We start from the raw sequence: 14,199 nt of genomic DNA, 5'->3' as shown, positions 1-14,199 counted from the left end.
TTGTACGAAGATACAAGGTTTAATTCAAAACCTTTTAAACTTCCAGTTCAATTAAATAGTATAAAAACTTACTCTACTTACCCCTTCAGCGCGCCTGCGGCCATACCGCGGACAAGCTGTTTCAACCCGAAAATCAATAACAGTAAGGATGGTAGAATGACCATCGCTGTTCCGGCAAATACCAGATTCCACGCCGTGGATTCCTGGAACTCCAGCATCGAGATCCCGATCTGTGCGGTTCTCATTTCTGGTGTGTTCGTCACCAGCAGCGGCCAGAGATACGAATTGTACATACTTAAGAATGAATAGATTGCCAGTGTTCCAAGTGCCGGACGGGACAAAGGCAAGACGTGCGATATAAAATAGCGGATATGACCACAACCGTCGATCTTCGCCGCCTCGAACAATTCCTTGGGTAGCTGCATGAAGAACTGTCTTAGCAGGAATGTACCAAACGCCGTTGCCAGAAACGGCACGGTAAGCCCCTGGTAACTATCCAGCCAGCCCCAGCTGCGAACCGTCAGGTAGTTGGGGATCATCGTCACTTCCCACGGAATCATCATGGTTGCGACAAACATGCTGAAGATGACGTTTTTGCCTTTGAACTGCATTTTCGCAAAAGCATAGGCTGCCATACTCGCTGTAATCAATTGACCAAGCGTCGTTAGGCCTGCGACAAGGAAGGTGTTGCCGATAAATCGCCCAATCGGAACAATATCGAATACTTCGCTAAAATTGGACAGATCGATTGAATTCGGAATGATATGCGGCGGATAAGCGCTCGCATCTTCCGGCGTCATGACAGCCATGAAAAAGGTGTACATCACCGGATACAGCACAAGCGCTGCACAGATCGTCAGTAATACATATAACAGTGTTTTGGTCCATGTCGCACTCATTGGTAATGCACTTTCCTTTCTACCCATTTGAACTGGATCAGGGTCAGCAGCATAATCACCACGAACAGGATCAGTGCCTGTGCACTACCTGTACCAAAGCGGAAATTAACGAAGGCTTCCTGATAGATGGAATAAACGAAAACATTCGTACTGTCCATCGGGCCACCCCGGGTTAGAATGTTGATCTGACCGAACGATTGAAAAGCGCCAATGATCGATACGACCGTAACAAAGAATAACGTTGGTGACAGGAGCGGCATTGAGATTTTACGAAACGTCAGTAATGGTCCTGCGCCATCAATTTTGGCACTCTCGTAGATCTCATCCGGAATGCCTGCCAGACCACTGGATAGAATAATGTAGTTGAATCCGAGGTTCATCCAGATCGTCATAATGGAGATCGAGATTAACGCCCAATCCGGGCTGGTAAGCCAAGGAATTGGATCAATACCTACTTTGCCAAGCAGATAATTCAGCATGCCCAAGGTCGGATGGAATAGAAACTTCCAGATCACCGCTGACGAACCGACGGATAACACTACGGGCAGAGAGAATACAAATTGGAACACACGCATTCCCTTGAATCGGTTGTGAGTCAGTGCAGCCAGAATAAGAGCAGCCAGCATACCCGTAGGCACCGTAAACAGGACAAATAGTAACGTCACTTTCATCCCCTGCATAAACAGTCCTGATTGAAATACGGCCTTGAAGTTGTCCAGCCCCACGTAAGCCGCAATCTGTCCCGTCGGATCTGTGGAATGAAGACTCAGATACACGGACTTAAACATCGGGTAAAACAGAAACACTGCAAACAAAAGCAGCGATGGTGCCAGGAAACCATAGGCCAGCATATTCTCCCGCATTCGCTGCACGCGCAGCGAGGCTGTACGACGCTCACTCGTACCTGATACGCGCCGTTTGGCGGCGGGCAAGCTGATCCGGTTATCAAGCTCACTCATCGGATTTTCTTCCCCCTTGATTCACGCATTCAGTGTGTGTGAAATGCTGCATCAACTTCAGCACCACGTTATCTAGTGTAAGAGTCGAATGTCACAGCAAAATCTTTTCTGAATCAACGTAACGTTAATCATGGACAAGGGGCTTTACGAAATCAGGGATCAACTCTACGCCGGAATTAAAATTAGATTTCAAGACAAAAAACCACAAGAACTCCCCTGTTTGGAGATGTCCCTGCGGTTCGATGTGTAAATGGAATATGAACGTTTGTCTATTCATGAAAGTGACTCATTTTACAATAATCTGTAAATCTCCCAACTCCGGTTAAGCGATTAACCGTTCGAGTTAACGATTAAGATGATATGGCACCGTGGTGACAATCACGTCTTTGTAATTGATCAGATAAGCCCGAATCATGAAGCTGGTCTGATTGTGCAGTACATTTTGCCACCAGTGCTTGGTGATGAATTGCGGAATCAGGATGGTGATATGATCGGTCTCGGCCGTTTTCCACTCTACGGTATCAATGAATTTCTTCAGCGGCCCCATAATACTGCGGTACCTCGATTTGATCACGACCAGACGGACCCCTGGGTTCCACTCCTCCCACTTCTGCTCCATCTTGCGTATGGCCTCATCATCGAAGCCAATATAGAGTGCGACCACGTGATCCGACATCGTCTGGGCGTAACTGATCGTGTTCATGACGACCCGCGTAATGCCTGCAACAGGAATGACAATCGTATTACCTTTTTGCGCTGGCTTATCGACCTGAATATCAATGCGCAGCTCATCCGCAATGTTGCAATAGTGACGGTGAATACGCATGAACACATAGACAACGAGTGGCAAAAAGATAAAGATGACCCATGTCTGCGTGAACTTGGTGAAAATAAAGATCAGGGTAATCGATAGCGTAGTCAGCATACCGACTGTATTAACCAGCAACTTCATCTGCCAGCCAGACGGCTTGACTTTGATCCAGCGAATCATCATGCCGAGTTGCGATAGCGTAAATGGAATGAACACGCCTACCGCATAGAGCGGAATCAGGCTTTCGGTATTTCCTTTGAACCCAACCACCAGAAGCGCAGACATCACACTGAGAAAAATAATACCGTTCGAGAAGCCAAGCCGGTCTCCTCGGACCATGAACATATGAGGCATATATTTATCTTTGGCCATCATGAAGGACAACAACGGAAAGGCAGAATACGCTGTATTCGCTGCCAGGAACAGGATCAGTGCCGTCACACCCTGGATGATAAAATACATCCATCCTCGGCCAAATGTAGCTTCGGCAATCTGGGATATGACCGTGGCATGGGGATCAGGCTTCACCCCATAACCGAAGGCGAGCAACGTGATGCCAATGAACATGGCTCCCAATATACAACCCATGAGCAGTAACGTACCTGCGGCATTTTTCTCGGCAGGCTGCTTGAAGTTCGGGATCGCGTTACTTACCGCTTCCACGCCAGTCAGAGCCGAACAGCCGGAGCTGAATGCTTTCAACAGCAGAAAGATACTCACATGGGATAGACTTGTTCCGAATTCAGGTGCAGCTGCTTCCATACCCCCGGCAAGAAATTTGATTCCGCCCGAGATGATCAGAACTGCAATCGAAAAGATAAACAGATAGATGGGGATCGCCAGCACAGACGCTGACTCCGTCACTCCCCGCAAATTCATAATCGTTAGAAACACAATCATAATGAGTGCAATCACGACACTGTAGTCATGCAGCATTGGAAACGCCGACGTTATTGCATCCGTGCCTGCGGACGAACTTACGGCAACGGTCAGAATATAATCGACGAGCAGAGATCCTCCGGCAATCAGACTGGAGGTGGTACCCAGATTATCCTTGGCTACGATATAAGCGCCGCCCCCTGTTGGATAAGCAAATATCGTCTGACGATAGGAAAAAATTAAAATGACGAGTAATCCCAGCACGGCGATGGAAATCGGAACAGAGTACCACAGGGCGGCGAATCCGGCCGCAACGAGCACCAGCAATATCTGTTCCGTACCGTAGGCAACGGACGATAGGGCATCCGAGGACAGGATGGCGAGCGCCTTCCATTTCCCCAATTTTTCTCCATCCAATTCAGCCGATTTCATGGGCTTGCCTATTAAGATTCTCTTCATTTTGCCAAGCATGATCATAACTTCCTTCCGTCTCTCATCTGTGAAGCATTGTTATTATGCAAAATCGCAGAGCCATTGACAATACGTCATTTCACCCGAAATTCGCCAGCGCGTGATAATGCATTCTACGATTCAATAATCGATAACAAAGCCATTCTTGTTCAGCAATTTGAACTTTTTTGAACCAAAACGACGTTTGTTCGTCAAAAAAAAGGAAGTGACCTTCGGTTCAATGAACCAAAGACCACTTCCTTGATCTATGCGTTGACTGTATTGCAATAAAACATCCTTTAACTGCCCAAAATGCCGGGACGAGGGGTAACACCGAACGCTTGCGCCAGTGTAGTCAGCTGTTCATCGGTAATTCTCTGCCGGATCTCGTGACCAGCAACCAGCATATACACTTGGGCTGCCTTCTCGATGGTTTCAATCAGACCAAAAGCCTCGTCAATCGTTGTGCCCGTTCCGAAGATGCCATGTTGCGGCCAGATCACCGCGTGGTATTCTTTCATTTTCTCAGCCGTTTCGCGCCCAATCTCATTCGATCCAGGGATCATCCAAGGAATAATGCCGATCCCATCCGGGAATACAACCACACACTCCGTGCACATCTGCCAGAGGGTCTTCGTGAATTTTGCTTCATCCAATTCGTGGATAAACGTCATCGCCAGCACATGAGTCGCATGATTGTGCATAACAACACGGTGGTTCGGGTCCAATTTCAGACGTTCAATATGGCTCATGAAATGCGTAGGTAATTCACTTGTTGGATTCGCCCCCGACTCCAATCCCCAGAGCACTTCCAGCTCCTGACCATCTTGCGATACACGCAGCAACCCCAGGTTGCTTTCGGGATCAGCGAGTACATTTTTGAAATATTTACCCGATGCTGTCACGATAAAATACTTGCCTGCCAGCTCTTGCACCGAAAATGCCGGTTTGATCTTGCGAATCACATGCTGAATATCGATATATTGGGCTACTTCCTCTTCCTCCAGCAGATAGCTGACATTACCACCATTGCGCTCATCCCAGCCATTTTTCCACATATGTTGAGTAATTTCAGCCATCTCACGGACAAATGGAATATGGAAACTGGCGGCCTGTGTTGTTTCGTTTGTAAGGGTCACGTTCATGATCAATCTCTCCTTATATTGAAAATAATATGGCTTGCCACGTACATAGTAAGTTCCTTTTTTCACATTCATTATACCTTTGTTTATCTTTGATGGTCAATAATAAACACAGAATTAATCTTTTATTTATTTTTGTTTAGTTTTGTTTATTTGAAAATAAAACAAAAAAATACCCTACCGGCGCCCGGCAGGGTCAGTCACACATCTATTTAACACGAGAAGGGGTTTACAAGAATTATCATACCTCTGCTACCTTAATAGAAGCTGAAAGCGAAATAAAAAAAGCATGAAAATCAGGTTAATATACCGTAGACCACATTTCTCATATAAATGGATTCACTGCATTAGGATAGCCCATGGCCTGTCCCTATTCGAAGCATATTTACGGTTTTTTCAGCACATAGGACGGATGCATTAATCCTGTCGGTTCATACTGTTCATCACCTGTGTATTCGAATCCGAGCTTGATCAGGATGTGACCCGACACTTCATTATCCGGATGATGCTCCGCAAACAGTGCCTTCGCCTTCATTTCGTCAAAGGCATACGCAATCACCGCACGCGCTGCTTCCTGGGCATACCCTTTGCCCCAGTGATCCCGGGTTAGATGAAATCCCAGTTCATACATATCCTTTTCTGAAGAATACGGACGCAGGCCACAGCAGCCCACAAACACCTCGGACTCTTTCTCAAAAAAGGGCCAATATTGCACCCCCGCTTCCTTCTGTCTTTGAATCTCCTGTGTTAATCTCGCTTCTACTTCATCTTCACTTAGAAATCCCTTGCTGCTAATCCACTTCGAAATTTCATGATCGCCCCACAGCGCAAACGCCAGCGCACGATCCCCTTCGTTCCACGTCGCACATTCCAGCCGTTCGGTTTCAAATAAAATGGTTCTGTTCATCATCGACTAACCTCCTGTATGCCAACACAAGTCTGCGTGCCGCCTATACCTTAAATTAATCGAATAACCATCACGGTAAACAAAGTTCATAATCTGTTCATGTTCATACCTTCTAATGACACTTATAATTGCTTAGCCAATTTCTCAAATTGATTGATGTGAGGCTTGATCTCTTTTTCTATACTTTTTATAAAAGAACTAAATTGCTTGGGATTATACTCATCTCCAACACCAACACTTTTATATACTTTTCCTTTTTGATATGTAAATGAGAAGAAATAGTTATTCTTTAATCCATTCAAAATATTTCCGGCATCTCCCCAAATTTCGAGGCTCAATTTTGAATCTTTATAAAGAAACGAATATGGCGGATCATATTCTCCATTTCGTACATCATAGCCTGCGATCCACTGATCTTTTGCAAATGTCCCCGTTTGGATTCGTGATTCCAACATTTCTCCAGTCAACGCTATTTCATTAACCTGAAGTTTACCTTTACCATCCTTCTTGTCATTCTTCCAGTTCCCATCATACTTGGACTCTGTAATTCTGTCCTCACCGCGTGTTATAACTTTATAAACACCATGTCCTGAACGTTTGCCCTGTGTCCAGCTTCCTTTGTAGGTTTTGGTTTTCCCCCAGGTCATGGTTCCATTCCCGTGAGGTTTTCCATTTTTGGTCTCTCCATAATATGTAGCCCCATTGCCATACTCCAGGGTGGTCATCTCAGTCGCCGCCTGAGCAACATGTGGTGACAGGATTACAGACAATCCGAAGGTTACCCCCAATATGTAGATGAACATCTTTCTAAACATCCAATCTTCCTTTCTTTCTCGCTGCACAAGAAATTCATTCTTATAACAGCCTATTAAATGAATAAACACCTTAGTAATCATATCACTTTCTATCCAGATGATTCTATCAAAAAAAGAAAGACCCCTGCCGACAACATGTCCGGCAGAGGTCAATTAGACCCGCAACAACAATTAGAAATCAGATGTTGCCACTTGAATCGTACCTGTTGAAGCACCAGCTGCACTAGTCAATAAGGCAGCTACGAGCAGCAAGTGTACAGACAGTGTAAGGCTGTTGCCGGCAGGAATTAAATACGTGATGACAGGTGCATTCACGCGAGTAACAACCAAATCGACTGCAAACGGACCAAAGTTGTTAACCGTGATGCTGGCATTAGTGCCCCCAGCCAAATTCTCATAGTAGGATTTGCCCACGCCTGCTGCCAAATTATAAAACTGTTGTGGTAAAAGGATGGCCATTGAAATCACCTCCTTTTGCTTTGATACGGTATTCTATGTTGGAAAACTAGTAAAGCCACGGTGAAACGACCGTGTTATAACGTCCATTTTTAATAGATAAGATAGATTGATAGACAACTGTACACAAAAAAGCCCCACCGAAACATCCGATAGAGCTGATAAAGCATATTATATTTAACAAGGTTAGCTATGCGTACAGCATGAAAAAGTTCAATTCATGTCCCTGCTGTTTAAGATAGTTGTACAATTGCGAACGGTGATGGAATACATGCGTTACCGTTTCAATCTGCCATTGAACCTGCAGATGTCCATGTTCCATATAGAAAGCTTTCGTCGAACGATTCAAAAAGTCATCTTCGCTCAATCCCGTGATATATGCTTTGTAGGATTCGAAATTGCTCCACAACGTTGCTTCCAACTTCTCAATATCCTGAATCCCGGACAAGCTATTCTCCACCAGCCCAACCTTAACTTCACCTTGTTCCTGCATGATGGCAAGATCGGATGCGGTAATTTGGATAAAATGATGCACTAGCTCCACCAATGAACGCATATTCTCCTGTGGACGATAAGACCAATCCTCCGAACGGATCAAGCGAATTAACGAAGCCCCCGTCCGTACGCCTGTTTCTAATTCATTCAACAAATGATCCCGAATCTGTAATGTTCCATTCATATATGATGTCTCCCTTATCTTTTATTCTCACGACTTCAGTATAACCGAAGGTGCTACAGATCTATTGTACAAATCGGACAACATTCTGCCATGCTCCCTGGCCGCTGTCAACGGAGTCTCTCCATAAAACTTGCGAAATTGCCGAATCAGATGGGCTTGGTCAAAAAATCCATGATTCTGGGCAAGCATTGCCCAATCTGTCGTATGCCCCTGATGAATGCTGTCCAGCACACGATGAAAACGAACCACCTCACTGAATCGTTTGGGACTGATTCCAATCCATTCCGAGAACTTGCGATGCAGCTGCCGCTCACTGACCACCTCACGCATGGCAAGCTCCTGTACACTCATACGTCCCCCATCCTTAAAGATGCGGTGCAGCACGTTTTTCATCAGATCGTTCTCATATGTACTTGCCTGCACCGACAACGGACTCAAATACGCATTCATAACCTCTACTCGTTCTGCAAAACGATTCGTTTCAGCCATCCGCGCCTGAAGCTCGTTCAGCTTCTCGGGCCAACATTCCTGAAGTGCAATTCGCTTATCCGTAAACCACTCCAGAGGCATGCCATGGAAGACATGTGCCCCACCCGGGAAGAACCGCACTCCAAAGGTATAATCTCCAGGAGGAGCATCATCGTCAGATGACTCCGGTACAGCGAAGGGCTGTGTATAGTTGCCGCAGTAGGCATAGGAATGTACTGAACAGACCGGGTCGTATGTAATCAGCATGTCCGTGCAACCATCCGGCAATACCCGGGAAGGGACAGTCATCACCGATCGCTCTCGACCTTCTCCCGAAGCAACATCTCCATGCGTGTTCGGAAGAGATCCCGATTCCCAATAACAGGCCACATAAGCCATCAAGCCGGCAGCAGGTATTTTCTCAACATAATAACTGTTAGGGTATGTCCCATTTATCTGAATAGGCTTAAACAACGGATGCAGGCTGTGATCCACAATTCTTCCCTCCGATCACTAGAGTTGTTGTACGCTATGTATTCATCTATCATACCATCAACCGAACAAATGGAGAAAAAAAGTGCCCTACCGGAGGACAATCCGATAGGGCCAGTCACACATCTATTTAACACGAGAAGGGGTTTACAAGACTTATCTTACCTTCACAACCTTAATGGAAACTGAAATTGGGATGAATAACAGATCAAAATTACTATTTTTTTAACTCAGCCCATGCAATTTTCGAAAACGTTCCGGACTCATGCCTGTGTGTCTTTTGAACATTGCACAGAAATAACTGGCGTTCTCGTAACCCACCCGATCAGCCACTTCATAGATTCGCAGCTCTCTCTCACTGAACATGAGTTGTTTGCTCCGATTGATCCGTTCCTGGTTCACGTAAAACACAGGTCTGGTATGAAGTGCCTTCTGAAACAGCCTGCACAGATATTGAGGAGACACGACAGCCACTTCGGCCAGCTCCTTCAGCGACAGTGAACGATCCAGATGCTCTGAGATGTAACGCAGCACAGGCTTCAAGCGCTCCAGTTCATCATTATAATTGGCAGATACGATGAGTAATGGCTTGAGATCTAATAGCAGTGCATATAATTGTTTGGAGCATTCAATATCGTAATCTGCATACGCCGTATTGCCTGTGTTCTCCCCCCGAACCAGAAGTCGCTCCAATCCTTCCATCAGTGTGGGGTTTCTAAGCCTGCATACGCGTGAACCGGTTATCCCCGCATAAGCTAATAACTGGCTGGCCTCTCTGCCCTGGAACGACACCCATGCCAGCTCCCAGCGGTCACTTATGGGCATGTATCGATGCGGAACATCAGGATACAGAAAGAAAACGTCACCCGGTCCGACGATATACTCGTCTTCTTGTATAATCAGCCTCCCCTGGCCATGAATAATCTGATGGATCTGATAATCCGGGAATCCTTCTGGACGCTCGGTTTCATATTGGTGTTCCCAGTAACCAACTGTGGTCATATAGATCGGCAGGCGAGCAGCTTCTTCTGTTTTACCAAAAAAGATCCGAGTATCCATCCAGCACACCACTTTCTCCATCGTTGGTTTCATATTGTGATATATATGGGCAATATTCTTTATTCTCTATGTCTCAATTCAATTCTATAATGTCAATATTATAACATTACAGAAGGAGCTGCTGTTATGCGAAACAAACTTATACATACCCCTCCGGCTAATGGTTACCCGGAATGGAACAACAATCCCGAGATTTTTCAACTGGGCCGTCTACCGGCTCATGCTTCTATGATAGCGTTTCCATCCATCTCAGAAGCATTGTCGAGTGAATCCAACGCATCACCATGGTACGAATCACTGAATGGTCCGTGGAAGTTTGCCTTTGCGGAGACACCGGAGCAACGGATTACATCCTTTTATGAGAACGACTATGATGCCAGTAACTGGGACGAGATCGCCGTTCCTTCCAACTGGCAGCTACAAGGGTACGATTATCCCCAATATACGAATATGACGTATCCATGGGTCGAGCGTGAACCTGAATTGAAGCCACCATTTGCACCAACGAGCTATAATCCTGTGGGTTCGTACATCCGTACGTTTACTGTTCCTGCAGATTGGAAAGACCGGCCTGTTCTGCTTCACTTTGAGGGTGTTGAATCCGCCTTCTATGTATGGGTCAACGGGGAGCTCGTGGGTTATAGCGAAGACACGTTCACACCAGCAGAATTTGATATCACTCCGTATCTGACCGAAGGTGAGAACAAGCTGGCTGTGGAGGTATATCGCTGGTGTGATGCGAGCTGGCTGGAGAATCAGGATTTCTGGCGGTTAAGCGGCATCTTCCGTGGTGTATACCTGCATTCACCTTCGCCGGTTCAGATCGCTGATTTCTTTGTTCGTACCGAACTGGATGACGCTTACCAGGATGCGGAGCTACTGCTGGATTTGAAGTTATTTAATCATAATGCCTCGCAGAGTACTACCGGATTATCCGTTCAGGCACAGCTCTATGATGCACAGCAGCAGACTGTATTGAAGCAGCCCCTTACTGCGGCCGTTACTTTCCAAGGCGAGGACGAACTTTCGTTCAATTTATCTACACAGGTTATCCAACCGCTCTTATGGAGCGCCGAGTTCCCTCATCTATATACGCTCGTGCTTTCCATTCAGAATGAATTGGGTGATACGCTGGAGGCTGTTCGCAGTCGGATCGGATTCCGCAAGTTTGAACTGAAAGACGGCCTGATGCAGATCAATGGCAAACGCATTGTGTTCAAAGGCGTCAATCGTCATGAATTTTCCCCGGACACTGGTCGAGCCATTGGGCGGGAAGACATGATCCGCGACATTGAGCTGATGAAGTCCTATAACGTTAACGCCGTGCGAACATCCCATTACCCGAATCAGTCTCTCTGGTACGAACTGTGTGATGAATATGGCCTCTACGTCATTGACGAAACGAATCTGGAAACTCACGGTACTTGGTACTATGGGCAAAAAGAAATGAATGAAAACAACATTCCCGCGAGTAAGCCGGAATGGCGTAACAACGTAATAGATCGCTGTAACTCGATGTTCCAGCGGGACAAAAACCATGCGTCCGTTATTATCTGGTCTCTGGGTAATGAGTCCTTCGGCGGCGATAACTTCATCGCCATGTACGATTATCTGAAACAAGTCGATCCAACCCGTCTCGTTCATTATGAAGGGACTTTCCATTATCGCCCTTCCGATTCGGCAAGCGACATTGAATCCACAATGTATATCAGCCCTGAAAATGTGGAGAATTATGCTCGTATGCAGGGACCCAAGAAACCTTATATTATCTGCGAATACAGCCATGCCATGGGTAACTCCTGCGGAGGTCTGCATCTGTACTGGGATTTATTTGATAAATATGATGTGTTGCAAGGTGCTTTCATCTGGGACTGGGTTGATCAATCCATTCGTACTACTACGGCAGACGGTGTAGAATATTTCGCTTATGGCGGCGATTTCGGTGAATCTCCTCATGATGGCAATTTCTGCGGGAACGGACTGATTCTGGCCGATAAGACAGTTACACCGAAGCTGGAAGAAGTGAAGAAATGTTATCAAAACGTTCGTATGCAAGCTATCGATGTAAAAGAAGGCCTGCTGCGCATCCGAAACCAGTTCCTGTTCACAGATCTGAGCGAATATTCGCTCGTATGGACAGTAACACACGATGGAGTATCCGTAGAGAACGGCTCGTTGGATATCGCGGTACCTCCTGGCGAATCGGTTGAAGTCCGTATCCCTTACACATCATCGTCCGATCTATTCCAGGAAGCGGTGCTGACTGTATCTCTGGTTACGAAAGTTGCAACCAAATGGGCAGGAACAGGTCATGAAATTGCCTGGGATCAGTTCGTGGTATCTCCACGATTGCGTCCAATCCAACCAGTGAAACAAGGGCAAGGCAAGGCACCGCAGGTACAGGATCTACAAGAGGAATTGAAAGTAGCTACAGACCAAGTCACGTTGAGCTTCAATCCAGCTACTGGCGCACTCACGTCCTATCAGATCAACAATCAGGAGCAATTGCTCGCACCTGTCCGGCCGAATTTCTGGAGAGCCATGACAGACAATGATATGGGGAACCGGCTGAATGAGCGTTCGGCCTTCTGGAGAGATGCTCATGCTACCAACAGATTAATTCGCTTTGAGCACCATGCAGACGAACAAGGCATTCTCGTAACGACCGATTATACGTGGGATTCTCATCCGGGATGCACGCTGTCCATCACATACCGAATCGATCCAAATAGTGTGCTCGAAATCAGTCAAACCCTTATTCCAGGCGAAGGCCTACCCGATCTTCCGGAATTCGGTATGCTGCTGCAGCTGAATAACAGCCTGGATACGATATCCTGGTATGGCAGAGGGCCGCACGACAACTACGCAGACCGCCTGACCAGTGCACGATTGGGATATTACACAGGTGCGGTTCGTGATCAATTCGTTCCATACCTAAAACCACAAGAGTGTGGTAACAAAACCGATGTACGCTTCGCTGAAATTACGTCAGCGGATGGTCAAAGTGGTCTGCATGTTGAAGCCACCATACCCTTTGAAATCAATGCGTTGCCATGGACACCTGAGGAACTGGAAGCAAATGACCATGTGTACAAATTACCTCAGAGCACACAGACTGTTGCTCGCATCAATTACAAACAAATGGGTGTCGGTGGGGATGACAGTTGGGGCGCACGTACCCACGCTGAATACACTTTGCCAGCCAATCGTGCGTATCACTTCACCTTTACGGTAAGACCTGTATAACACCAAGCAAGCACTACTGGCAGTATGCCGGCAGTGCTTTTTTTGTAGGGCAGTGAGTAGTGAGAGTTTGAAGTTTTCCAAGGGAACATTATAATGAATGGGGTGCAAGAAAGATTTTTACCAGCTATTACTCTATTACGAGGTGAGACTTTGCAATATCTGTTTACCACTCTCTTCATTCTTGGCTTTATTGCTTTTTTGGTATTTGTTGTTCTGATGATCTTATCTATTCGCAAAGGAAATACGTTGCCGATCAGGTATATTTTTCTAACGTCGGCCTGTTTTGCGATTGCTTCAATAGGGTTGTATGGCATGTTGAATTTATCTTCGAACTCTACTCAGCCTGCAATAGATCAGACTCCTTCCCCACAGATTGAACTTTCTGGCCTCCACATGACTACCGATGAATTTAAAAACAAGTTTAATGGCGCCGTAGGCAAATACCGACTGAATGGTTTGAGTATCACCCACTTAAATATGAAAGACACTTCCGAGCAGGGGATTGGCACTTTCAAGTATGTATTCAATGACGAATTGCGCTTGGTTGGTACAGTGAATGCAGACGAAAGCGTACAGGAAGTCAGGTTATACGGAACTGGTGATACGAGCAAACCAACGGGTGGAATGTTTTTGACTGCTATCGCCACGCTCATTCTCACAACCAATAGTGAGTATACGTATAACGACGCACAAGATGTCATCCAGGATATCGGTCTATTAGATCGCGATGTGAATCAACGTGATTTTGATGGGGCGACAGTTCGAAATGGATTAGAATATCGCTTCAGCGTACAGGATCCTGATCACTCTACTTTTGAAATAACTGTTGCGAAATAAGATGCGATTGTGCAAAAAGGCCACTCCATGAAGGAACGGCCTGACGTGTGATATGTACTATAGAATGATTCAGTAATTTACTTGTACTCTCCTCTTCTTA

At 46.1% G+C, this 14,199-nt stretch carries 12 protein-coding genes; 2 read left to right on the top strand and 10 right to left on the bottom strand.

The window, feature by feature from the left end; all coding sequences use genetic code 11:
- Positions 1-77: 77 nt before the first annotated feature.
- The 10 genes from WFI24_RS06015 to WFI24_RS05970 form a co-directional block, all read right to left on the bottom strand.
- A complete protein-coding gene (locus WFI24_RS06015; RefSeq protein ID WP_336759487.1) occupies positions 78-899 on the bottom strand; it encodes a carbohydrate ABC transporter permease in 822 nt (273 codons plus the stop codon).
- Positions 896-1,858 (bottom strand): carbohydrate ABC transporter permease, encoded by a 963-nt coding sequence (locus WFI24_RS06010; RefSeq protein ID WP_091033725.1) that lies wholly within the window; start codon positions 1,856-1,858, stop codon positions 896-898. Before WFI24_RS06010 ends, WFI24_RS06015 begins: the two co-directional genes overlap by 4 nt.
- A gap of 343 nt (positions 1,859-2,201) precedes the next feature.
- Positions 2,202-4,019, bottom strand: a complete 1,818-nt coding sequence (locus WFI24_RS06005; RefSeq protein WP_336759484.1) for an APC family permease — start codon at positions 4,017-4,019, stop codon at positions 2,202-2,204.
- A 278-nt stretch (positions 4,020-4,297) separates the two neighbouring features.
- Positions 4,298-5,143, bottom strand: a complete 846-nt coding sequence (gene rhaD, locus WFI24_RS06000; RefSeq protein WP_336759482.1) for a rhamnulose-1-phosphate aldolase — start codon at positions 5,141-5,143, stop codon at positions 4,298-4,300.
- Between the two features lie 382 nt (positions 5,144-5,525).
- Positions 5,526-6,050, bottom strand: coding sequence for a GNAT family N-acetyltransferase (locus WFI24_RS05995; RefSeq protein WP_336759480.1), 525 nt, complete (start codon positions 6,048-6,050; stop codon positions 5,526-5,528).
- Between the two features lie 119 nt (positions 6,051-6,169).
- Positions 6,170-6,943, bottom strand: a complete 774-nt coding sequence (locus tag WFI24_RS05990; RefSeq protein ID WP_336759478.1) for a hypothetical protein — start codon at positions 6,941-6,943, stop codon at positions 6,170-6,172.
- 90 nt (positions 6,944-7,033) lie between these two features.
- Positions 7,034-7,321 (bottom strand): hypothetical protein, encoded by a 288-nt coding sequence (locus WFI24_RS05985; RefSeq protein ID WP_336759476.1) that lies wholly within the window; start codon positions 7,319-7,321, stop codon positions 7,034-7,036.
- A 187-nt stretch (positions 7,322-7,508) separates the two neighbouring features.
- Entirely contained in the window at positions 7,509-7,997 is a 489-nt protein-coding gene (locus tag WFI24_RS05980; protein WP_336759475.1) for a DinB family protein, read from the bottom strand.
- A 27-nt stretch (positions 7,998-8,024) separates the two neighbouring features.
- On the bottom strand, positions 8,025-8,960 hold the full coding sequence (locus WFI24_RS05975; protein WP_336759473.1) for a helix-turn-helix domain-containing protein: 936 nt from the start codon (positions 8,958-8,960) through the stop codon (positions 8,025-8,027).
- A gap of 222 nt (positions 8,961-9,182) precedes the next feature.
- The gene (locus tag WFI24_RS05970) at positions 9,183-10,016 is read right to left on the bottom strand and encodes an AraC family transcriptional regulator (protein ID WP_336759471.1); all 834 of its coding nucleotides are present in this window, start codon (positions 10,014-10,016) and stop codon (positions 9,183-9,185) included.
- 126 nt (positions 10,017-10,142) lie between these two features.
- On the opposite strand from WFI24_RS05970, the gene WFI24_RS05965 reads away from it, so the two are divergent.
- Both WFI24_RS05965 and WFI24_RS05960 read left to right on the top strand, forming a co-directional pair.
- Complete coding sequence (locus tag WFI24_RS05965; protein ID WP_336759469.1) at positions 10,143-13,262, top strand: glycoside hydrolase family 2 TIM barrel-domain containing protein; 3,120 nt, start codon at positions 10,143-10,145, stop codon at positions 13,260-13,262.
- 93 nt (positions 13,263-13,355) lie between these two features.
- Positions 13,356-14,099: a hypothetical protein gene (locus WFI24_RS05960; RefSeq protein WP_336759467.1), complete on the top strand. Its 744-nt coding sequence runs from the start codon at positions 13,356-13,358 to the stop codon at positions 14,097-14,099.
- Positions 14,100-14,199: the final 100 nt, after the last annotated feature.

The sequence above is a fragment of the Paenibacillus sp. USHLN196 genome (assembly GCF_037144955.1).
Classification (GTDB): domain Bacteria; phylum Bacillota; class Bacilli; order Paenibacillales; family Paenibacillaceae; genus Paenibacillus; species Paenibacillus xylanexedens_C.
Note: the sequence above shows the minus strand (reverse complement) of the source record. Positions and strands in the feature narration are given on the sequence as shown.